We start from the raw sequence: 21,230 nt of genomic DNA, 5'->3' as shown, positions 1-21,230 counted from the left end.
GGAGTTAAATATAAAAATTAATATATTATACTCTAAAAACACATTTAAAGATATCTAGTAAAAAAGCCCTTAAAATTCATTTACTTGAATTTTAAGGGCTTTAACTTTATGTAAAATACATAAACTAGTCTCTAAAGTGAAATTTTAAGACTTGTTATTTTAATATAAATACTTATTTTGAATATAGAAAAACACTAAGTAATCTTACTAAGTGTTAGCTTTATTTTTTTCTACGATAACCATTACTAAAGAAATTGTTATTAGTACTATAAAACCAGTATAGTTACCAGTTTTCGCAAAGTTAAAGTCCCAATTCTTATTTCTAAGCTGTGATATAGGCATATAATATAACAGAATATGTATTATTATTGTTAGTTTATAACCAAATTTTTGCACTTATAATAAGAAATCCTAAAGTCATAATAGTGCAAATTAACTTACTTAATATCTTTTCATCTTTTTCTCTCCAAGTTTCCCATATATCTATTATAGCATCTACAATATCTATAATAAAATTAAACATATTTATAAATTTCCCCCTTTAAAATACTAGCAATATATAACAAAATTATATTATAAAATAGGATTTATCATATGTATACTAAAGTAGAACTATTTATCCACATTTAAGAAATACTATTGCCTAAAAATTTATTTAGTTAATAGTTATACTTATTTTGTTTTGTTAAGTGTTGTTGCATAGATACGAGATTCATCTCCCCATGGGTGATACCCCATACCTATGTGATCAAAATCGTAACGTTCATAATATCCTATGTGATCAGTACATAAATATAGTTTATTAAAGCCAGCATCTATTGCATCCTTCTTTGCCTCATTAAGTAACAGCTTACCGTAAGAATTTCCACGATATTTTTCTTCAATATATAATGCACACATCCAAGGATACAAATCCATTCTACTGATAAAATCATTAGTAATCAAACCTGCACCCCCAATAATTTCATCATTGCTGTAAAGAAGATACCACTGTGGAAGTGATCCCTGTGCTGTTATACAGTTATTGATACAATCTTCATACACTTTTAGAGTGTCTTCATTTGCCCACTTTTCTTGAAAATATTTTATTGCGATCGAAGCATACTCTGGTTGCTTTTTAATAGATATAATATTCATTTTTACCCCCTATTATTTAATTAATCTTCTCCACAAATCTCTATTTACATAATAGTTAAATAATATAATTGTCAATTCGATTATATATTACGTAATTAAAATTAACTACTCCCTAAAAACTTGTTTTAAAAATGCCCTTAAAATTCATTTATTTGAATTATAAGGGCATTTTATTTGTTTTAAATACATAACTTAGTCCCTAATATTAAATTTTAAGTATCGTTAGTTACATCTATAATTAATCTTATAAATTGTAACTTTTAGTATTTCTTTGATTTGAATTCAAATATTAAAGCAATTATTAATGATAAAGTAGAGAATATAAATTCCCATTCAAATCTAAGTATCTTCTCCCATGGTAAACCTAAAAAGAACTTAGTGTATATAAAACTTAATACAAAAGTAATTAATGGTGCTAAGAAAACTACTCTTGTTTTTCTAGATACAAAAACACCTAGTCCAATTGATATAAATGGAACTATTAAAAGTTGCATAATAAAAGGATCTACATTTGAATTTATAAATTTGATTATGTCCATAATTATATTCTCCTTATATATAGTTATATTATTACTCTGAAATTAACTCAATATTAGATATGGAATCAATTCTTATAACTCTTATTTTTGTACCATGCTTTTTATCTATATAAGAAAGTTTTATCCATTCATCATCAGCCTCTAATATTAAAAAATTTACTTCTCCGTTTCCACCAAAAAGTAATCCGTCCTCTGTTTTTATTTTACACTTTTTCCCTATAAGTGAATTTATTATATTTGACATCTCACAATCCCCTTTCTGATTTCTTTCAAGTTTTTTCACTTTATTTTCAAGTTTTTTTATTTTTCCTGGATATGAAGAATAAAACATGATGCAAATAAAACAAATCAAAATCATCCACTCCAAAACTTTCCCCCCTTATTATTAATAGCTAAATTCATAATATATAACAATTGTTAAATCTAATTAAATTATAACCTTAATAATAATTAAGGTAAATAAGTACTATTCTCTAAAACACTTTTAAAGATAACTAGTAAAAATGCCCTTAAAATCTATTTATTTTACTTCTAAGGGCATTAACTTTATTCGAAATATGTGTCAGAAATTTTAAGACTTGTTACATATTTAGACCAATTAGAGCTTATTCAAATCAAATATATTCATAAGAGATGAAACTATAAATGCAGTTGAAAATCCTAGTATTATTTTTCCAGTTATATATGTATAGGATTTACTGACTATTACAAGTGCCATTAATAATATACTAACTATTAAGATTGCAAAGTAAAACTTTTTATTTTTCATACTTATTTACTCCTTTCTGTTATACGAGTGGACCATTAAATCATACCATTGATAAGTAATCAAAATAAAACTAATACTAGTCTTTAAGAACTTATTTAAATATATCTAGTAAAATACATAACTTAATCCCTAAAGTAAAATTTAATAGGCTTACTAAAAAATTTATTATAAATCTATTTATTTTGTTTACTATTTATTTTATTTACTAAGTTTTTAAAAAATAATTGTAGTAATATACTTAATATAGTTATAAAAATTACAAAATCACTAGGCCAAAATGGTTTAAAATATCCTCCCCATCCACCACTTGTTACTCTATTAGCTAACAAATATGATAATAAAAATGATATAAAGTTTCCTAAAAAAATAATATATTTGTTATTATTAAGTTTATGTATACATGATAAGAATATATAGGCTAAAATCATAATCAAATATCCTAACATTGACCTTTGTGTATAATCTAAATACATTGATATAAATACAAAGGGAGTTGCATATATAAGTAAAATTAAAATGCTTACTATATTTTTTTTCATTTATTAACCTCCTTAGACGATGTCCAGCCTTAACGTATAAAAATTTTAAAATTATTTAATTTCTAAGATTAGTTAGTAATTATACAAAATAAAATGCAAAATAGGTTAAAAATGGACTAAGATAACATTTTTTCGGAGTGAAATATAAAATATAGTATAGTATAAAGATACATTTAGATATGTTATAGAGTAGTTAAGCATGTTCGTCAAAACATATGTTTTTGAACATTAAATTTAATTTACTTAATCATAAAAAACATTCTATTGAACATATTATACTCATCAAAATATACATGGATAAAGTCTTTTTCTTTAAAGTACACTGTCAATAAAATTCTCCATTTGTCTGTTGTCTGATTCCATAAAAGCATACCATCATCAATAAGATCATCTTCTATAACTTTTAGTTTAAGATCGCTAAACTTCTCTGGCTCTATATATGGATTAAGTTTTATCAAAACTTTGCCACCTTCTTTTAATATACGCTTAACTTGTTCTAAAACTGCTATAGAATCATTTGGTCTTAGATTATCAATTATATTTGAAAGAATTACTGCATCAATTGATTCACTTTTTATCTGATTTATTTCTGAAATACTTCCTAATATAAATTTATATGTTCCGTGTTTCATTAAATTTGCTCTTTCTTTAGCTAATTTAATTCCTTCATTAGATAAGTCAATGCCAATTAGTTTACTAACTCCCCGCATAGCACAATAAAACATCATACTTCCACTACCACAACCAAAGTCAAGTATAGTATTAGAACTTTCACTTATCCAATCAATTCCCCTATCTAATTGAATATTTCCTGTGCTTAGATTATCAGGAATATTTACTTTAGCATTTTTATAAATTTCATTTTCTATTTTTATAAATTCATCGTAGCCCTTTTCCATAATACCCCCACTTTTTATGAAAATTATATACTTATATATAACATACTATTACCTAAAAATATCTAATAAAAATACCATCAAAATCCATTTATACGAATTTTAATGGTATTTTTATTAGATATACTCTACTTTAGAAATTTTATTTATTTTTATTTTTGTTACTATCTAATACTACTCCAATAAGTAACCCCATTGATAAACCAATAGCTAAATTTTTAAATACTAAACCTAAAGTAACACCAAGGCATAGTCCTAATCCCAAATAACTTATATTTTCATTTTTCATATCTTTTACTCCTTCAAATTCCTATTTATTTATAATTATATTAAAATAAACGATATTAAACAAACAGTATACTAAAATAGATATAAAAAGAGATTAATAAGAGGATATATTAAAGTTGATTAATCCTTTACTATTATTTTTATATTTAGATCAAATAAGAAACTGTGCTTTAAATTAATAAAACTATTTTGCAATTGGAAAATAATTGAATATTCTGTATAATATAATTAAATTCGCAATTATTATATAATGCGAGTTAGCTATAAAATCTTATAATTCTCTTACTAAACTTTTAAGTAATGAATAAATATGTTTATAAGGAGGTGAACCTTATGCCATTTTCAATAGGGGATACGGTAATGTTTGTGATACTGTTAGGATTTTCATTACTCTCTATTATTAAATATCACAAATCAAAGCAACAAAAATATATATTATTTTTATTAGTTTGTATATGTGGAATATTTAATAGAAACAATATGATTTATATTAATGGGATAGAAATTAATAATACAATATATGTAGAGATATTTACGTATATCATACTAACTACAATAGTGATATTTGGATATAAACTATATAAGAAAAAAGAGTTGTTTTAAGTATATAAGATGTATTAGTACTTTCAGCTTAATGATTAGGCTCAATGAACAATATTAATATATTACGAACAATTTTAATAACAAAAAAGTAGGGGTATACCGATTGATTTATATACTCCTACTGTTCTGTTCGCATTATATTAATATTTTTTATAAAAACTGTCTTACAAATTGGAGGTATATATTCTTATTTCTTTCTATATTTTCCTTCAATTTTTATTGTATAGACAGCAATTAATATAATAACTCCTAAAATACTACCTATCGTTGAAATTATAAAAAGCGGAGAATTTTGTTCTGCTCCCAATAAAAATGGTGTTCCTAATAATATAAAGAAAAAACCAAATACACACCATAATTTGCCCAAGGCTTTGTTGTAGGCTTTTATATTTTTTTCTTCTATTTGAGGTTTTTTTCCATTTGTCCAAAAACCAAAAGCGACTTCTTTTTTAGATTTAATACAGTAAATTCCTTCCCCAATAAAGAACATTCCCAATAGTACGAATATTATAAAAAACATTATTTCTCCCCCCCCTTTTATTTATTAGATTTATACAATATCAAAAATATCTTTATTTCACATTATATACCAATTTTGTACTTGTTTTTATTATAGAAAGATATATCTGTAAGCATTGTCGTGCAAGCTTTGATGAGTTCATTTTTTCTCCATTCTCTAATACAAAACTAAGTTTAGATAAGCGGCTTAAATACTGCGAATTTGCGAATTAATGATATTAGGACTTTCTATAAGAAAATGTGCAGAAGAAGTATGTATATGTGTTAAAACATCTTTTTATATGCGTCATACAATACCAGATGTAATTAATTTATCATTAAAAAATGATAAAGTTGAAGTCATAGTTGAAGTTAATGAATGTTTTATCAAGTTATCAAGAGTAAATTTTAATAAATGTTAAAAAAACTTGATTATAATATATTATATATGTATAGTATGTTAAGATGAAAAAATCCATTTGATATATAATTATATATAATTAAATGGATTTTTCGGTTCGTAATATATTAAATTAGCGATTATTTTTTGTTTCTAAAAGTATAGGTACTATGTTAAGTATAATAGACATAATAGTCAAAATCCATAATGCAGTTTCCATATAAGGAACTACATCTAATAAAGCCGTCCAATCATTCAATTTTACCCATTCAGATACCATAGTGTATTCTGAACAAAGTGTCAATGCCGTAAATGATAACCCTATAGCCATAGCAAGTTTATAATTCTTTCCAGATTTATACATATAAAGATTTATAAAAGTAGATACTACAGCAATCCCTCCGAATACTATCCACATATTTTTACCCCCATTATAATTTTATTTATTTCGCATTATATAACAATTGCGAAGTAAACAGTTATAATATAATTATATTATAACTGTTTATATAAGTCAGTATAATTAACTTTAAGTTGTTCTTTAAGTTCTTTATTTTCTTCTTCAATTCTTTTGATTTTTCTTTTTAAACTTGCAATAATTGCATCTTTATTATTATCATTCATTTCTCTTTTAACTTGTGATTCCTAGAAAAAGATGTAAAAGTAAACACAATAAGAAGAAAAGAGAAATTTCAAAAGAACAGGCATGTATAGAAACAGCTATTGATAAAAAAAGAATTATCCTTATTGTTGGGATTTGTAATGGTAGGATTATGACAAATCAAATAGTTGACTTCTTTGACAATAAAATATGTAACTAGAACTAATATTAGAAATATATTAATTACCAGATTTGGCTTGAAAGTTGCATAAACGAGGGGTGGCAAAGTGGGTGCTTCCATCAGGTAAATATAATAGTAAAATTAATAAATTTGCTATAAAAAATGTAGAAGATACTAAGTATAATAGTTTTTATGAAACTGAATGGGAGTTTTGTAAGGAAGTTCTTGTAAAAAACGGAGTACATCTTGAAGCAATTCTCAAGGAAGATGAGTCAACTAATACATATGAAAATGCATTATTTTCCAAAAAAACAATAGATAATACTGATATTGAAATAAAGAAGGCAATTATAGTTTGCCAGTCTTTTCATGCAAGAAGAGTATTAATGACATATAGTGTTGTATTTCCACATGTAAAGTTTTATGTTTGTACTATAAATACTCAAGGTATTTCTAAGGATAATTGGTTTAAACATGAGTATGGAATTAAGAGAGTTCTTGGAGAAGTTGAAAAATGTGGTAAGTATTTTAGTGAATACATAAAAGAATTGATATTAGATTAATGAGTTTAATTGAGTAAATTAAATGAATAATATTAATATATTACGAACAATTTTAATAACAAAAAAGTAGGGGTATACCGATTGATTGATATATAGATAAATAGGAATTTGTAAAGGTGATATAGAATACGGATATTTAATAAACTGGTAAATTCCAATTTGTAATAATCTTTAGACATAATATGGGCTTTATAGTATAATAATTATATTAAATACGGAAGAGGTGCTGAAATGATTAAGTAATCTATTTTGGAATGACATAGTTTTTGGGCGTACTGAGGGTGCGTTTTATCGTGTTGCCAAAGTTAGATTATATATCATGGATGTGCTTAGTTAAATAAAAATAAGTACGTTTATTTTGTGTACATCTAAAAATCATTTGGCAGCAAATGATTTTTTTTATTGGAAATTATAGAAGATTAAAAAGGGGGAAATTATATGGATAAAAATTTAAATATAAAATTAATAGAAGATAAAATTAATAATATGAAAGAATTTTCAGGTGTCATAAGAATAAATAGAGCTGAAGAGGTATTATTTGAAAAGGCTTATGGCTTTGCTGATATTTCAAATGATAGGATAAATAATATTAATACAAGGTTTGGAATTGCTTCAGGAGCTAAGTTATTAACTGCAATTTCTATATGTAAGTTAGTTGAACAAGGAAAACTTAGGTTTGACTCATTATTAAAAGAATATATAGATTGTGATAATTTTGATCAAAATGTAACAGTAAGGCATTTATTAACACATACTTCAGGATTGCCAGATTATTTTTATGTAGATTTTACTGAAATAAGTACTCCTATGTATATGCTGAAAGAACCAAAAGATTTTCTTCCTCTTATTATAAGACAAAAAAGTATTTGTAAGCCAGGTGAAAAATACCAATATAATAATGGAGGATATGTAATCTTAGCTTATATAGTTGAAAAAGTAAGTGGAATAAGATTTGTTGACTTTGTAAAAGAACACATCTTTAATGTTTTAGAAATGAATTCAAGCGGTTATTTTAGTATGGACATGTTACCTAAAAACTGTGCTTATGGATACGAAGAAAATAGTGATGGTACTTTAAAAACTAATATATTTTCGATCCCAATAGTTGGCGGAGGAGATGGTGGAGTTTTTGTAACAGCTACTGATATAAGTAAGCTATGGGATGGATTATTAAATTATAAATTATTAAATAAGGATATTACTAATGAATTATTGACCCCACAAGTATATATTAATTCCGACGTATACTATGGTTATGGTATTTATATAGTAAAAAGAGATGATGGTATTTATAAATATTTTATAGCTGGTGGAGACCCTGGTGTTAGCTTTGAGTCAACAGTATATCCTAATAAAGAAATTGAGGTAACTATACTAGGAAATAGAAAATTTAATATCTATGAATTATTAATGGAAATAGAAAGCATAAATTAGATAATTAACAAATTTAAGGTTTTCAATATATAACCAAATTCCAATTTATAGGTCAGTTTTGATAAACAATATTAATATAATACGAACTAAAAAAATGCAATATACAATCTCTATTCAAGGGATATATATTGCGTTTTTTTATTGTGAAAACATGTGTGAATTTACTTGTGAAAGTGTATGATATTTCTATTGATAAAACAACTTTTTCACCTCAAAAGTAAACCCGTTAGCATCTGTTTCTACTCTTTTACAAAATTAAATTATTATAAATTAAGAACTTTAATTTAAATATAAAAAGGACATAATCCATTTTTGATATGACCTTTAACTTTATGATTAAAATTGTAAACCTCAATCTATTTTTTATACTTATATTTTTCGTTATCTATAAAAAAGTATTTAAATTTTATAACTTTTCATCGCTTTTGTTACTGTTACAACCTCTTCTTAAAATCTTTCTAGACTGTACTTCACTTATTCCATACATTCTTGAAATCTTTTTATAATCTCCACTAAACTCTTTTCTTATCCTTCTATTTCTAACAGCCTTTAACATATTATTCTCACTTGGAAAATAAACAGAAGTACCACCAACCACCTTAATCAGCTCAATAAAATTATCCATACCTATAACCATAGATATATCCTTTAAACTATCTGGAACATCATCATAAATCAAATCATCAACCCTCATCATATCCCCCCAATATTTACTTAAATTATATCATCTAAGATTATCCTATTTTTACAAATTAGTTTATTATCTTTATTAACTCAAAGCTTCTATACTTAACCTATAAGAAGATAAAACTTCTTACAAAAATTCTCTGCGCTTTAGATGTATGGGCGAACCATTTCATATCGCTCACACATGGCTAAAAAATTTAAAAGGAGGTAATTTAAATGGCTGTTATAGAAACAAAAAATCCATCTACATTAAAAGTGAAACTAGACCTAGGAATGGTAAATGGAAAAACAAAAACTAAAATCAAAAGCTTTTCAAATGTAAAACCTAATGCATCAGCTGAAGATATCTACTTTGTTGTAGACGCTTTAATGAGTCTTCAAGAACACAGCATACTAGATATTATAAAGCAAGATAACACATCACTTGATGCATAAAAATTAAAAGGAGGGTTAAATAATGGAAACTAACAAAAGGTTAATAATGACCTTTAAAACTAACGATGATAAAAAAGTATCTTTATCAATAGACGATCCAAGAGAAGATGTAACTGAAGAGGAAATAAAAACAGCAATGGAGGCAGTACTTTCTAAAGGAATATTTGCTCCAAACGGTGCACAGTTAGCATCAGTTCTTGATGCAAAAATTGTAGTTACAGATACAACTGAATATGACCTAGTTTTAAACTAATACATTAGGCTATGCTTTAAAAGCATAGCCTAAAATTATAGAAAGGATAGCTCCCACGCGGTGGCTTAAAGGATGATATTATGAACTTAGAACTTCAAGCACTTATAACCTCAGTAGGCTTTCCAATAGCAGTTAGTATGTACTTACTAATTCGAATTGAAGGCAAACTACAAATACTAAGTGAAAGTATAAATGAACTATCTAAAAACATAATAAAACTAAAATAAAATTCGCTTCGCTCATGTCGCCAACGATATATCTTCGCTACCGCTTCAGATACATCCGTTGCTCAAATTTCCTTCACTTGATCCATGTACGGGCGAATCATTTCTCTAATGTTTAGTTTTGGACTTAGATATAAATTTTTCTAAGTCCTTTTTTACCCGTAAAGTCTATAATTTAACTTCCTACCCTTTAGTTCTACTAGGTATCCCTTACTCATTTCTATTATTCTACTTCCAAGTGCCTCATCAATATCTATAAGTTCATCAAATCTTTTTTCACTACTTATAATCATTGCTAAGTTATTAAAGTATCTATAATTTATTATCTCAAACATTATATTAATATCACTTTTACTAATACTTCCCTTAAAAAGATCATCAATTAGAAGAACTTTCGCAAATTTATATCTACTTATAGTTTTTCTATAATACTCCTCATCCATTATATTTTGCTTTATCTGAGTTATAATATCTCTAAATGGCATGTATATAACACCAATACCGCTATCCATTAGATTATTAGCAATAGCCATTGATAAATGAGTTTTGCCTGAACCAACTTGTCCCATAAATAGTATTGAATTATTTCTTTTACTTTTTATTTCATTAAAATTTTTAACATAAGTTTTAGCTTTATAAAATGCATCTAGACTTTGTGTATCAAAAGAATAGTTGTAATTTTCAAATGTCTTTTTTCTAAATTCTTCACTTATTCCACTATTTTTAAGTATATTTTTAGCTTCTATTAATCCCCTACACTCACATGGTATTGCTGTATTATCTTTTATTATAAAAGTTAAATCTCTACATTTATTACAGTTATATCTTTTATAATCATCATCTTTGTAACATTCTTCTGACTTTTTCAAGTTGCTGTGAACTTGGCTTTTTATAAATTGGCTCATCTTCACCTTTAGGTGATTTGGCATATTCAGACTTTGAATACTTGTTTGTAAATCTTTCATAGTTTTTTTCATCCCCGTTTTTTATACTATCTTTAAAAGTTTTTAATTTATTTAATTCTTTTTCTTCATCTTTATCTTTTTCTTCTTCTTTTTCTTTTTCTTTTTCTTGTACACAATTTGGTGACGATTCGTATGACGTATCGTTATATACATTATCAAAGAGTACTTTTAATTCTTGCCTTTCTATATTCTCACTCACATAATGTATAAGTGATTTATCTTTTACATATTTTAGTTCCTTTTTAATACAGTCTATTATAGGCTTGCCTCCTCTATCTAGATTGTATTTCCCCCAATGTTTTATTGCTAGCTCTCTAGTTTCTTTGTTGTATTTTATTAGTTTGTACTTATTTTCAAATATGTCCATCAGAGCATTTATACTTTCAGTTGAAAATCCAAGTTCAAATGCCATCTGCTTTTTTGTTATTTTATAAATTCCTATTTGTGTAGTATTTGGGTTTGTTAATGTATATAAAAACAATAGTTTACCCTCTGGAGTCAGCTCTTCTAATACCTTAGGATCTCTCCAAAATTCTGTATGTACCTTTCTAAATATTGCCATAGCTCCTCCTATTTAATTTTAAAAACTCTATTGCTACTTACCTTTATATAATTACTAACTATATCTGGATGATCTTCTTTAAGCTTTTTACTGTCTATACTATTTTTAGTTACCTTTTTCCAAGTTATTTTTCTATCCATACAAAAGGCATTTTCATATTCTTTCATTTCATTTTGAAGTTTATGTTCTATTATCTTCTTCTTGCATTCAAGTTTACTTAAGCTATCTATTATTTCATCATACTCCAGTAAGTTAGAGTATAAATCTTCATTTAATAAAATTGTTTCATCAATACTTTCTTTATAAGTTTCTTTTAAAAAGCTTCCAAATTCTTTACTTCCAAATGGTAGGTTACATTCTTTAACATTTTTAGTTTTATTAATTATATTTGTAAGTATTTTCATATTCAAAATCCCCCTTTATAAGGTCTATAAAATGTTTTTGACCTTTCCCTGTTATATAAGTAGTTATTTTAATTTCACTTCCATGGTTTGTGTTTATTATAAATTGACGTGTTTTAAATAGACCTTGTTCTATGTATTTTTGTTTTGGATGATTTTCTATTCCTTGATTCATAAGATATCCATTATTTCTAAACCAAGCAAACAATCTATTTCTTCCTACATTGATTTCAAATGTGTTTAAAAGTTTTGCAAAAGCTCCTATACTTATGCAGTCTTCACAATCTCCTACTAATTTACCTATTTTTATATAAGGTTCATATTCCTTTATCCTTTTATTTAAGACTTTTACTTTTTCTTTTTCATCTTTTAGATTTAATACTAATTTAATTAAAAATTTTGGATTATTTAAAATTTCATCTAATAATTCATCTTCTACGTATGCTCCATATTTTCTTATACTTGGTAGTATTTCATCTATAACCCAAGCTTCAAACTTCTTAGCTGACGATAGTTTTGACTTTAAAATCAATCTATATAAATTACCTTCATCTATAAATTTTTTATTTACCCTTTGCTTAGCATCACTTCCATCTAACTTTTTGCCAGTAACAACCTCTACTGAACAAATCGTTAGCCCCTCTTTTTCACAGTGATTTCTTATTGCTTTATGAGGATTAGCGTACCCTAAAATCTTAGCTATTTTAGTTGATTCAAAGTATACTTTACTATCCTCAACTATTACACTTATTTGCCCATACTCTTCATTTTCGAAAATTTTTAAATCATACATTAAAATCTCCCCTTATTTTTAATTATTTAAAAATATAGCCTCTAAACTTACACCAAGAGCCTTAGATATTTCAATTGCCTCTTCTATTGAAAATGTACTCTTTTGATTTTCCTTTTTTGCATAAGTTGATCTTGACATATTTATAAGAATTGCCAAATCTTTTTGTGTAAAACCTTTGCTTACCCTTATTCCCTTTAGTTTTCTTTTATAAGACATTTTTTTCTCCCCTATTTTTATTTGTAACCACTTTGGTAACTTATTTCTCAAGTTCATTTTATTACCATTTCGGTTACACGTCAATCAAATTTTATATTTTTTTGTTAGAAAAAATTACAAATTCTCGCTTTCGATGCTTTTAGTTTGTATTTTGGTACATCTTGGTATAATTATGTTATAATTTTAATTAAGGTAGGTGAAATAATGGAAATCTTTTCAAATAGACTAAAGTCCTTGAGAAAGGAAAAAGGATTAACACTTGAGCAAATGGCAAAAGATTTAGGTACCACTAAGGTTACACTTTCTAGGTATGAAAATGGCTCTAGAGAACCTAAGGGAGAAACATTAAATACCCTTGCTGATTATTTTAATGTTTCTATAGATTATTTGTTTGCTAGAACTGATAATAAGACTTTTTTATCTACTAAAGATATTACTGATGTAAAAAAATCAATCGATGAAGTTCTATTAAGTTTTAAATATAGTGATGCCTTAATGTTTGACGGTGAGCCTATGGATAAAAATGAATTTGATAGTTTTTTACAATCATTAGAAGTTATTTTTAATATTGCTAAGAAAAAGCAACTTGATAATCTTAAAAATAAATAGAGATTAAAACTGTACATGAAAAGGTAATTTTAATTTCATGTACAGTTTTAATTATATTATAGATACTTTTAGATATTTTATTGTATAGATTAAAAATGTTCACGAAAAAATATGTTTTTTGAACAATAGAAATAACTGTGCAATTTACTTCACACTCTCTTTACTTATCTAAAAAATCAGGTGACTCTTTTGTCCAGTCTGTTGGTCCTTCATTTGGCTCAATGAATTTCCTCCAATAATCTCCTGTTTTAGAGTCAAAAATTATTATATTCGTTTGACTAGGACTTATCATTTTGTATCTATTTGTATCATCTTTGCTTCCATACGTATTTATTAAGAATAAACTTATAGATAATATACTAAACCCAACAATTATTGAAATGCAAATATATAATATCGACTTTTCTTTCATATCAAATCCACCCCTAATTTAATTATAGCAAAACTTAGGACCTAACATCATGTCCACTAAAACAAATATTTTAGTAGATATTTTGTTAATTTATAAGTTTTGGTATATTTTAGATAAATAGGCTAACTTGTGTTTTTCATGAAAAAATACAAATTAGCCTATCATATTAATATAAAAAGTATTTTGTAATTGACAAAATGTAAATAAGTGATTACAATTTAAAATGTAAACAATAGATTACATTTTGTAAAGGAGGTAATACCTTGATACAGAATCGAATTAAAGTTTTGAGAGCTGAGCGTGATTGGACACAAGCTGACTTAGCTGAAAAGGTAGGTATTTCTCGTCAAGCTGTTATATCAATTGAGAAATATAAATACACACCATCTTTAGAGTTAGCTTTCAAAATTGCAGATGTTTTTGATGTTTCAATAAATGATGTTTTTGAATACAAGGAGGATTAGTGTAATGAATGAACAACCTATTCTTTTATTTTTCATAATTCTAAGTATTGGAATTATGATTTATCTTGATGTGTGGAAGTCAAAAAAGGCAAAAGTTTATAAAAATGACGAACGCTGGCAATTAATTAAGAACAAAGCTAATGATGTAGCAAATCAATCACACTATGTAGTGATATTATTATTAGCTATCTTGCAAACTATATCAATTAATCATGATCTTAACATAACTATTACATTGAATCGCCTTATGACGTACGGGATGTATTTCATTGGATTAAGAAAGTTATTAGAGCTATTGGCATTGAAATATTTCGATAATCAAATATAATTTAGAGAATGATATTGAGTTTAGATGGTACTATTAAAAACATATGTTTTTGTGAACGTAAAATAGAGTAATACTTTCATTATTACTCTATTTCTATTTATTTAGTTACACTATAATTTGTATTATTTATTCAAATCAAATTTTATTTGTTGATCATATAATAATTTTAGATTATCATGGCTATACATTGATACAGACTTTATTTTACTTACCTTATCTTTATCTTCCTTACTGCTAAATTTGTAATACACTGTATACCTTCCATTTTCTCTATCTACAGATACTTCTCTAAGACCTTCCATCAATAAATTTTCTCCACTTTCATCAATAAAGCTTAAGTCAACAGTCCACGGAACTACGCCATCTTTATAATATGTATAACTTATTTCATCTTCTTTTATTTTCATATCTTCTATGATAACTTTACCGTATTTACTAGTTTCAAAAGTTATAGGTAAATTTTCAATACTTTTTGATTTTAGCATTTTATTTTCAATACTTTCATCAAATTCAAATGGAACCAAAGTCATTGACTTTATATCTCTATCAGCCTTTATAAATTCAAATGGATGAGTTGTTGAATTAGGATAGGCAGATTGACTAAAACCTTTATCTATTACATCTAAAGATTTATTATTTTCATCAAATAGTGCAAAACTATTACATATAGAAGGATAAAAATTATCATACATTGGATCTACTTTTTCAGTTATTGTTATCTGATCTCCAAGTGGTGCTAATACTACATTTTCTATATTCAAATCAAATTTTACATCTATATCTTTATTATTATAATCATAAGTTTTAACTATCCTTTTATTTTTATTTATAATATATTTATGAGTTTTATCTTGCGAAGATTTTTTATCTATACTAAATTTAATACTCCAATTTCCTTGTGTATTAAATATCTCATCAGTTCTAAGTTCTAGTTTTGTATTATCTTTTATATTATATTTACTTGAACTATATCTAAGAATTCCTTTAAGCTCATTATCAGATACAATGGTTGCTTCAGTTTCAATATTTCCATCAGGGATTATTTCTTCTTTTCCCATAAATAAAGACAGAAATGGCTTTGCTACAAATGGATCACTATACGATTTATCTATATCAGTTAACTTTTTATCACTCTTAATAGTATAAGTTATATTTATAAAACTATCATCTGCTGCTACATTATCTATAATTAACTCTATTCCTTTGTCACTTGAACTAGAATTAACTTGTTTTCCATAAGTTATAATATTTTTTTCTTCGTGTATATACATAGATTCTTTATTAAAATTAAAATAGTCAATTATTATATCTAAGCCATAAGCAGTAGTAAAAGTCGCTACTGATACTGATGCAACAATCATAGCTATCTTTAAAGGTTTTTTTGTTATTTTTTCTTTCTTTATTTCTTTACTTACACTATCAAATATATTTTTCTTATCATCATCAGATAATCTATACTCTTTATAATCACTATCATCTATAGACATATTGTTAAATACCTTATATTTGTTATCCATAATATCCTCCTTTATCTTTTAGCGCATATATTTTGTAATTTCTTTTTACCTCTAGAAATTCTAGAGTATATATTAAATGGTTCTGTATTCATCTCTTTTGCAATAGTTTCTACATCCATATCATCTACATATCTTTTAATAAATAGCTTTTTATCCTTTTCACTCAGATGTTTTAATAAATCATCTATACCATCTTTGATTTCTTGATCTAATAAATTTTCATCTATAACTTTTATATTCTCTGGTATATCTTCATATTTAAGTTCATTTAGATACTTTCGCTTATAATCAATAGTTTTATGCTTAGATACTACCCCTATCCAATTTTTAAATGTATTTTTTTTAATATCAAAACTCTTGATATTTAGCCATATTGCCAAAAATATATCATTAATACATTCTTCTTGATAATTTGAAATTGTCTTTAAGTTATTTCTAACTATTGTATTGATGTAGTCTCCGTATACATCAATTAACATTTTTATTCCCTCTTCTTTTCTACTTTTAATATTTTTAATAATTATTTTATCTTCCAAAATTTATCCTCCTTGTAAGTACTTACATATAAACATACGTTAAAATATTTTAATTTCTAACATAGAAACAAAAAAATTTTACAATAATAACTTATTTTTTAATTAAAACTTAAATAAAAAAGTGCTACGGCATAAATTTACTATACCGTAGCACTTTCATATATTATTTATTATACAAATAATTTATCTTTTTGATTTTTTATATCTTCGAATAAATATACATTAAATAATCCAGTATACACTACTGTAATTGTTGTTAAAACAAATGTAATTAGCATACTTAGTATATCTATAAAAATATATCCATTTACTAATAAATTTGGTGAACATAAAGATATTGTCACAGCACTTATTACAGTAATAAATAAATTAAATATAAATATCTTCCATTTAAATCCTTTACTAAGCTCTTTAGTTTTCTTTAAAATTTCCTTTGATGATAATTCTGGATGTTTACATAAAACATAATTTGCTGGTGCATATTTTAATCCTATTATTATTCCTGGTACTATAAATAATATAAGTCCTAATAAAATCTTTAATACTACTATTAAATTTACTTTTACAACTAATCCTAAAGATGCTCTCTCTATATTAGTATCAAATAAAACTTCATATACATTATTGTATAAATAATATGTTATTATAGAAACCAAAGTACCTATTACAAACATAATCACAACAAAAGCTAATATTGCTAATAATCCAACTACAGCTATTGCCCCCAAAATCTCATATTCATTTTCTAATATTTCATCTTCAGTTTGATATTTATCTTCATAAACAAAATCTGAATCTGTATCATAATTGAAGCTTTCCTCTAGCACAAGTCCCCCAGAAAATACAGCTATTATCACTCCTATTATCCATATTTTCTTATTTGTTTTCCGTAAAGCTAAAAAGCTTTTTTCAATTAGATTAAATAACTTTATTTTCTCCATATTTACTCTCCTTTTTATAATCTTAATAAATTAGACATACAGATTCAGATTATACTATAATTTATCAATTTTTTCAAATCATTGCATTTTTATATAAGTTAGATTTATTACATTATTGTAATGTACTAAATCTAACTTACCATGATATAATACATATCATGATATAATACAACAGTATTTTACATCATATAAATTAATCTTATATGTTTTAATAATACAATTATAGAAAGGACATTATATGGAAAATATTTTAAATTTTTTTACAACCAATACTGGTGCTAATAATTTTGTAACTTTTGGACCACTGCACTTATTTATATTATCTATCGCCTTAGTTATTAGCATTTTTATTAGTATAAGAAAAACTGAAAGTAGAAAGTTTGAGTTGTTTATAGGAAGTATTTTAATTTTTCAACAACTCTTTTTATATTCTTGGTACTTTGCTGGTAAATATAATACATTTACAGAAGGGTTACCTCTATACCACTGTCGTATAGCTATTATTTTTATAGGAATAGGAATGATTTTTAATAAAGAAATGCTTATGAAAATAGGATCTTATTGGGGTATATTTGGTTCAATATCAGCCTTATTATTCCCAGGACTTGACCCTTTTGCATTTCCTCATTTAACTCAATTTTCTTATTTTGTAGGTCATTTGTTTTTATTATGGGGGGCTATATACTTATTATCTGTAAAAAAGATAGGTATGTCAAAATCAGATTTAAGAAACGTTGCAATTTTTACAAATATTTATCATGTATTAATGTTTGTTATAAATAATGCACTTATATCTAATTATGGGTATATGAGTTCACCACCTATTAGTATAGGAGCTAAACTAAACCCTATAGTTTATGGTTTAGTAGTTATAGTAATATTTAATATTATATTATTTTTAGAATATATTTTAATTAATAAAACTAAGTACAGAGAAATCGATAGTGAATATAGTATGTTACAAGAAGCTTAGTAAAAGTAAATCTATATTAAAAAATCCTATATACTAGATACATTTAAAATGTGTCTATCTATATAGGATTTTTTTGTTCAATATATAAAAACTATTAAGATATAGATTCACTTAGTTTATATAAGCCATCTACTATTAAATCACCAATTTTCTCAGTTCCCACTACTTTTTTCCCATCTACATATAAATCTTTTGTCACGTATCCATTTTCTATTACCTCATCAACTGCTTTTTCTATTAAGCTAGCTTCTTTTTCTAAGTTAAATGAATATCTTAGCATAAGGGCTAATGACATTATCATTCCTATAGGATTTGCTTCATCCTTACCTATAATGCTTTCATCTGGATAATGTAGCTGATTCGGTGTAAATATACCTTTTCCACTTTCATCTATTTCTGCTGATCCTAACATAGAAGATGCTCCAGTTATTTGACTAAGCTCATCTGCTAATATATCTCCAAACATATTTGATGTTACTATTACATCAAATTTAGAAGGATTTATTATAACTTCCATAGCAGCACTGTCTACTAAGTGGTGTGTAACTTTAACACCTGAGTACTCTTTTGATTTTTCATTTATAACTTCTTTCCAAAGTTTTGAACTTGCTAATACATTTGATTTATCAATGCTTGCAACTTTATTTCTTCTTGTAAGTGCAGATTTAAATGCTCTATTAGCTGATTTTTTTATAATGTCTTCATTGTAATATTCTAAATCGCTTGCTTCCCTTCCATATTTTCCTCTTCCATAATTTTTATCTGCACACAGCATTCCTCCAGCTATGTCTCTAACTACTAATATATCTATACCATTTTTTATAATATCTGCTTTTAGAGGAGATAGCTCTATTAAATTTTTATTTAAAAATATTGGTCTTAAGTTAGTGCTAACTTTTAATGCTTCTCTTAATTTTAATATTGCTTTAACTGGCTTTTTATCAAGTTCAATATTGTCCCATTTGCTTCCACCTAAATTTCCAATTATAATGGCATCACTTTCTATACAAGATTTAAGTGATTTTTCTGGTAGAGGTTCTCCATATTTATCTACTGCTTCTCCTGCACCAACCACATTTTCAATTTTAAATTTATATCCATATATATCTGAAATAGAATTTAATACCTTTACAGCTTGTGCAGTTATCTCAGGTCCAATTCCATCACCTTTTATTAATGCTATTTTATATTCCATAAATTATCTCCAATCATTATTTTACTTATGTTTTTCATTATTTATTTTATACAAATAGATATATATAGTAAAATACATATTCATCTATATACCCTATATGAAAATACCTATAGGTAAATACTTTATACACCTATTTATTTTTGGTAAAATTATATAAAATATGTATTTTAATAAAGAGGAGACTTAAATGAACTTAAAAAAATTAAATTATATTATTACAATCGCTGAATTACAGAGTTTTTCAAAAGCAGCCTCTAAATTATATATATCTCAGCCATCACTAAGCCAAATAGTATTAAATCTTGAAAATGATTTGGGAATTCAAATTTTTAATAGAACTACAACTCCTATATCACTTACTTATGCTGGAGAAAAGTACATACAAACTGCAAAAGAAATTATTAGATTATCTAATAATCTTCAAAAGGAATTTAGTGATATATCTAATATGAAAAAGGGTAAGATTACTATTGGTATAACACCATTAAGAGGTGCTTTTATATTGCCTCTAATTTTACCTAATTTTATGAAAAAATATCCTGGAATCGAGATTAAAATTATAGAGGGTGATAAAAATTTAGAAAGTTATCTTGTTGAAGGTAAAGTTGATTTAGTATTTACATCACTTCCAACTACTGATAAAAGAATAACTCAAGAATTATTGTATAGAGAAAGAATTATGCTTGCTTGTAAAAAAGGTTATTTAAATGAATCTTATTTTTTAGATGATAAATCTAATATTATTGATATAAATAAACTAAATGATATTAATCTTATATTAACTAAAAAGGGACATAGGATAAGAAACTTTATGGATAGTATGTTTAATTCTCATGAATTTAATCCTAAAATTTTATTAGAAACAGATAATACTAGTACCGCTTTTAGACTTGCTACATCTGGACTTGGTGCATGTTTCGTTTCTGATATGGTTATAAATACTACTAAATCAATTGAAAAATATGATTTATTTAATATTGAAGATTCTAACTCTAAGTGGTCAGTTGCTATTTTATATCTAACAAATTCTTATTTGAATAATTGTGAAAGATATTTAATAGATTTATCTAAAAATATTTTTAATAATATAAAGCTTTAATAGTAAATTAAAGTTCTATATCATTAGAATAATACTATTTATAACTAACAAAATCAAGATTATTGCTCTATTTTACAACTTATTTACAACTTGTCTATAAGTCATTTACACCTAACACAATACTGTAATCTTATACCTATTGCTAACCTATATTTCTCTGTTATATACTAAA

General features: G+C 25.4%; 34 protein-coding genes and 2 pseudogenes. 13 read left to right on the top strand and 23 right to left on the bottom strand.

Annotated elements, in window-relative coordinates:
* Positions 1-207 precede the first annotated feature (207 nt).
* The 9 genes from JNUCC81_RS07595 to JNUCC81_RS07555 all read right to left on the bottom strand — a co-directional run bounded on the left by JNUCC81_RS07595 (position 208) and on the right by JNUCC81_RS07555 (position 4,169).
* Complete coding sequence (locus JNUCC81_RS07595; RefSeq protein ID WP_454096031.1) at positions 208-342, bottom strand: hypothetical protein; 135 nt, start codon at positions 340-342, stop codon at positions 208-210.
* 34 nt (positions 343-376) lie between these two features.
* Complete coding sequence (locus JNUCC81_RS07590; protein WP_208332097.1) at positions 377-523, bottom strand: hypothetical protein; 147 nt, start codon at positions 521-523, stop codon at positions 377-379.
* Positions 524-672: 149 nt separating this feature from the next.
* A complete protein-coding gene (locus JNUCC81_RS07585) occupies positions 673-1,137 on the bottom strand; it encodes a GNAT family N-acetyltransferase (protein WP_454096030.1) in 465 nt (154 codons plus the stop codon).
* 260 nt (positions 1,138-1,397) lie between these two features.
* Positions 1,398-1,676 carry a hypothetical protein gene (locus tag JNUCC81_RS07580; RefSeq protein WP_454096029.1) on the bottom strand — a complete coding sequence of 93 codons (279 nt, stop codon included), beginning with the start codon at positions 1,674-1,676 and terminating at the stop codon, positions 1,398-1,400.
* A gap of 31 nt (positions 1,677-1,707) precedes the next feature.
* Positions 1,708-2,043: a hypothetical protein gene (locus JNUCC81_RS07575; protein ID WP_454096028.1), complete on the bottom strand. Its 336-nt coding sequence runs from the start codon at positions 2,041-2,043 to the stop codon at positions 1,708-1,710.
* Positions 2,044-2,274: 231 nt separating this feature from the next.
* Positions 2,275-2,445 carry a hypothetical protein gene (locus JNUCC81_RS07570; protein WP_454096027.1) on the bottom strand — a complete coding sequence of 57 codons (171 nt, stop codon included), beginning with the start codon at positions 2,443-2,445 and terminating at the stop codon, positions 2,275-2,277.
* A 173-nt stretch (positions 2,446-2,618) separates the two neighbouring features.
* Positions 2,619-2,984 carry a hypothetical protein gene (locus JNUCC81_RS07565; RefSeq protein WP_454096026.1) on the bottom strand — a complete coding sequence of 122 codons (366 nt, stop codon included), beginning with the start codon at positions 2,982-2,984 and terminating at the stop codon, positions 2,619-2,621.
* 239 nt (positions 2,985-3,223) lie between these two features.
* Positions 3,224-3,883 carry a class I SAM-dependent methyltransferase gene (locus JNUCC81_RS07560; protein ID WP_454096025.1) on the bottom strand — a complete coding sequence of 220 codons (660 nt, stop codon included), beginning with the start codon at positions 3,881-3,883 and terminating at the stop codon, positions 3,224-3,226.
* 139 nt (positions 3,884-4,022) lie between these two features.
* Positions 4,023-4,169: a hypothetical protein gene (locus tag JNUCC81_RS07555; protein ID WP_454096024.1), complete on the bottom strand. Its 147-nt coding sequence runs from the start codon at positions 4,167-4,169 to the stop codon at positions 4,023-4,025.
* A 332-nt stretch (positions 4,170-4,501) separates the two neighbouring features.
* Here JNUCC81_RS07555 and JNUCC81_RS07550 point away from each other — a divergent pair, with 332 nt between their 5' ends.
* Positions 4,502-4,771: a hypothetical protein gene (locus JNUCC81_RS07550; RefSeq protein WP_454096023.1), complete on the top strand. Its 270-nt coding sequence runs from the start codon at positions 4,502-4,504 to the stop codon at positions 4,769-4,771.
* Between the two features lie 187 nt (positions 4,772-4,958).
* On the opposite strand, the gene JNUCC81_RS07545 is transcribed toward JNUCC81_RS07550, so the two are convergent.
* On the bottom strand, positions 4,959-5,291 hold the full coding sequence (locus tag JNUCC81_RS07545) for a hypothetical protein (RefSeq protein WP_454096022.1): 333 nt from the start codon (positions 5,289-5,291) through the stop codon (positions 4,959-4,961).
* A gap of 95 nt (positions 5,292-5,386) precedes the next feature.
* Between JNUCC81_RS07545 and JNUCC81_RS07540 the strand changes: the two are divergent.
* Positions 5,387-5,667 (top strand): annotated as a pseudogene (locus tag JNUCC81_RS07540) (IS1595 family transposase); the annotation flags it as partial.
* Positions 5,668-5,802: 135 nt separating this feature from the next.
* Here JNUCC81_RS07540 and JNUCC81_RS07535 read toward each other — a convergent pair.
* Both JNUCC81_RS07535 and JNUCC81_RS07530 read right to left on the bottom strand, forming a co-directional pair.
* Complete coding sequence (locus tag JNUCC81_RS07535; protein ID WP_454096021.1) at positions 5,803-6,087, bottom strand: hypothetical protein; 285 nt, start codon at positions 6,085-6,087, stop codon at positions 5,803-5,805.
* A 77-nt stretch (positions 6,088-6,164) separates the two neighbouring features.
* On the bottom strand, positions 6,165-6,293 hold the full coding sequence (locus JNUCC81_RS07530) for a hypothetical protein (RefSeq protein WP_454096020.1): 129 nt from the start codon (positions 6,291-6,293) through the stop codon (positions 6,165-6,167).
* Between the two features lie 20 nt (positions 6,294-6,313).
* Here JNUCC81_RS07530 and JNUCC81_RS07525 point away from each other — a divergent pair.
* The 3 genes and pseudogenes from JNUCC81_RS07525 to JNUCC81_RS07515 all read left to right on the top strand — a co-directional run.
* Positions 6,314-6,484: pseudogene (locus tag JNUCC81_RS07525) on the top strand (IS1595 family transposase); the annotation flags it as partial.
* A gap of 65 nt (positions 6,485-6,549) precedes the next feature.
* A complete protein-coding gene (locus JNUCC81_RS07520) occupies positions 6,550-7,014 on the top strand; it encodes a YdcF family protein (protein WP_454096019.1) in 465 nt (154 codons plus the stop codon).
* A 438-nt stretch (positions 7,015-7,452) separates the two neighbouring features.
* The gene (locus JNUCC81_RS07515) at positions 7,453-8,448 is read left to right on the top strand and encodes a serine hydrolase domain-containing protein (protein ID WP_454096018.1); all 996 of its coding nucleotides are present in this window, start codon (positions 7,453-7,455) and stop codon (positions 8,446-8,448) included.
* Between the two features lie 406 nt (positions 8,449-8,854).
* On the opposite strand, the gene JNUCC81_RS07510 is transcribed toward JNUCC81_RS07515, so the two are convergent.
* Complete coding sequence (locus tag JNUCC81_RS07510; protein ID WP_454096017.1) at positions 8,855-9,145, bottom strand: Mor transcription activator family protein; 291 nt, start codon at positions 9,143-9,145, stop codon at positions 8,855-8,857.
* 206 nt (positions 9,146-9,351) lie between these two features.
* Here JNUCC81_RS07510 and JNUCC81_RS07505 point away from each other — a divergent pair, with 206 nt between their 5' ends.
* The 3 genes from JNUCC81_RS07505 to JNUCC81_RS07495 all read left to right on the top strand — a co-directional run bounded on the left by JNUCC81_RS07505 (position 9,352) and on the right by JNUCC81_RS07495 (position 10,050).
* On the top strand, positions 9,352-9,570 hold the full coding sequence (locus JNUCC81_RS07505) for a DUF1659 domain-containing protein (protein WP_454096016.1): 219 nt from the start codon (positions 9,352-9,354) through the stop codon (positions 9,568-9,570).
* A 22-nt stretch (positions 9,571-9,592) separates the two neighbouring features.
* Positions 9,593-9,823, top strand: a complete 231-nt coding sequence (locus JNUCC81_RS07500) for a DUF2922 domain-containing protein (protein ID WP_454096015.1) — start codon at positions 9,593-9,595, stop codon at positions 9,821-9,823.
* Between the two features lie 80 nt (positions 9,824-9,903).
* The gene (locus JNUCC81_RS07495) at positions 9,904-10,050 is read left to right on the top strand and encodes a YvrJ family protein (RefSeq protein ID WP_208332084.1); all 147 of its coding nucleotides are present in this window, start codon (positions 9,904-9,906) and stop codon (positions 10,048-10,050) included.
* Between the two features lie 152 nt (positions 10,051-10,202).
* On the opposite strand, the gene JNUCC81_RS07490 is transcribed toward JNUCC81_RS07495, so the two are convergent.
* From JNUCC81_RS07490 to JNUCC81_RS07470, 5 genes are read right to left on the bottom strand one after another with little or no spacing between them, the layout of a single operon-like run.
* Positions 10,203-10,952, bottom strand: coding sequence for an ATP-binding protein (locus JNUCC81_RS07490; protein ID WP_454096382.1), 750 nt, complete (start codon positions 10,950-10,952; stop codon positions 10,203-10,205).
* Positions 10,885-11,574, bottom strand: coding sequence for a hypothetical protein (locus JNUCC81_RS07485; RefSeq protein WP_454096014.1), 690 nt, complete (start codon positions 11,572-11,574; stop codon positions 10,885-10,887). Before JNUCC81_RS07485 ends, JNUCC81_RS07490 begins: the two co-directional genes overlap by 68 nt.
* Before the next feature lie 8 nt (positions 11,575-11,582).
* Positions 11,583-11,978, bottom strand: a complete 396-nt coding sequence (locus JNUCC81_RS07480; protein WP_454096013.1) for a hypothetical protein — start codon at positions 11,976-11,978, stop codon at positions 11,583-11,585.
* A complete protein-coding gene (locus JNUCC81_RS07475) occupies positions 11,953-12,768 on the bottom strand; it encodes a phage antirepressor KilAC domain-containing protein (RefSeq protein ID WP_454096012.1) in 816 nt (271 codons plus the stop codon). Before JNUCC81_RS07475 ends, JNUCC81_RS07480 begins: the two co-directional genes overlap by 26 nt.
* Before the next feature lie 18 nt (positions 12,769-12,786).
* Positions 12,787-12,984 (bottom strand): helix-turn-helix transcriptional regulator, encoded by a 198-nt coding sequence (locus JNUCC81_RS07470; protein ID WP_454096011.1) that lies wholly within the window; start codon positions 12,982-12,984, stop codon positions 12,787-12,789.
* Between the two features lie 234 nt (positions 12,985-13,218).
* On the opposite strand from JNUCC81_RS07470, the gene JNUCC81_RS07465 reads away from it, so the two are divergent.
* Positions 13,219-13,593 carry a helix-turn-helix domain-containing protein gene (locus JNUCC81_RS07465; protein WP_454096010.1) on the top strand — a complete coding sequence of 125 codons (375 nt, stop codon included), beginning with the start codon at positions 13,219-13,221 and terminating at the stop codon, positions 13,591-13,593.
* A gap of 160 nt (positions 13,594-13,753) precedes the next feature.
* On the opposite strand, the gene JNUCC81_RS07460 is transcribed toward JNUCC81_RS07465, so the two are convergent.
* Positions 13,754-14,005, bottom strand: a complete 252-nt coding sequence (locus tag JNUCC81_RS07460; RefSeq protein ID WP_454096009.1) for a hypothetical protein — start codon at positions 14,003-14,005, stop codon at positions 13,754-13,756.
* Positions 14,006-14,268: 263 nt separating this feature from the next.
* On the opposite strand from JNUCC81_RS07460, the gene JNUCC81_RS07455 reads away from it, so the two are divergent.
* Together JNUCC81_RS07455 and JNUCC81_RS07450 are read left to right on the top strand one after the other, a co-directional pair.
* On the top strand, positions 14,269-14,469 hold the full coding sequence (locus JNUCC81_RS07455; RefSeq protein WP_208334835.1) for a helix-turn-helix transcriptional regulator: 201 nt from the start codon (positions 14,269-14,271) through the stop codon (positions 14,467-14,469).
* A 4-nt stretch (positions 14,470-14,473) separates the two neighbouring features.
* A complete protein-coding gene (locus JNUCC81_RS07450; RefSeq protein WP_454096008.1) occupies positions 14,474-14,797 on the top strand; it encodes a hypothetical protein in 324 nt (107 codons plus the stop codon).
* A gap of 122 nt (positions 14,798-14,919) precedes the next feature.
* Here the strand turns inward: JNUCC81_RS07450 and JNUCC81_RS07445 are convergent, their stop codons facing one another.
* From JNUCC81_RS07445 to JNUCC81_RS07435, 3 genes are all read right to left on the bottom strand, one after another.
* Entirely contained in the window at positions 14,920-16,314 is a 1,395-nt protein-coding gene (locus JNUCC81_RS07445) for a DUF4179 domain-containing protein (RefSeq protein WP_454096007.1), read from the bottom strand.
* An 11-nt stretch (positions 16,315-16,325) separates the two neighbouring features.
* Positions 16,326-16,850, bottom strand: coding sequence for a sigma-70 family RNA polymerase sigma factor (locus JNUCC81_RS07440; protein WP_454096006.1), 525 nt, complete (start codon positions 16,848-16,850; stop codon positions 16,326-16,328).
* Positions 16,851-17,020: 170 nt separating this feature from the next.
* Complete coding sequence (locus JNUCC81_RS07435; RefSeq protein WP_454096005.1) at positions 17,021-17,791, bottom strand: DUF975 family protein; 771 nt, start codon at positions 17,789-17,791, stop codon at positions 17,021-17,023.
* A 238-nt stretch (positions 17,792-18,029) separates the two neighbouring features.
* Between JNUCC81_RS07435 and JNUCC81_RS07430 the strand changes: the two genes are divergently transcribed.
* Entirely contained in the window at positions 18,030-18,764 is a 735-nt protein-coding gene (locus JNUCC81_RS07430) for a TMEM164-related integral membrane acyltransferase (RefSeq protein ID WP_454096004.1), read from the top strand.
* Positions 18,765-18,858: 94 nt separating this feature from the next.
* Here the strand turns inward: JNUCC81_RS07430 and leuB are convergent, their stop codons facing one another.
* Positions 18,859-19,959: a 3-isopropylmalate dehydrogenase gene (gene leuB, locus JNUCC81_RS07425; RefSeq protein WP_454096003.1), complete on the bottom strand. Its 1,101-nt coding sequence runs from the start codon at positions 19,957-19,959 to the stop codon at positions 18,859-18,861.
* Positions 19,960-20,146: 187 nt separating this feature from the next.
* Between leuB and JNUCC81_RS07420 the strand changes: the two genes are divergently transcribed.
* Positions 20,147-21,058: a LysR family transcriptional regulator gene (locus tag JNUCC81_RS07420; RefSeq protein WP_454096002.1), complete on the top strand. Its 912-nt coding sequence runs from the start codon at positions 20,147-20,149 to the stop codon at positions 21,056-21,058.
* Positions 21,059-21,230 lie beyond the last annotated feature (172 nt).

This window comes from Faecalimicrobium sp. JNUCC 81, from assembly GCF_053667625.1.
This window is presented reverse-complemented; position numbering and strand designations above follow the sequence as displayed.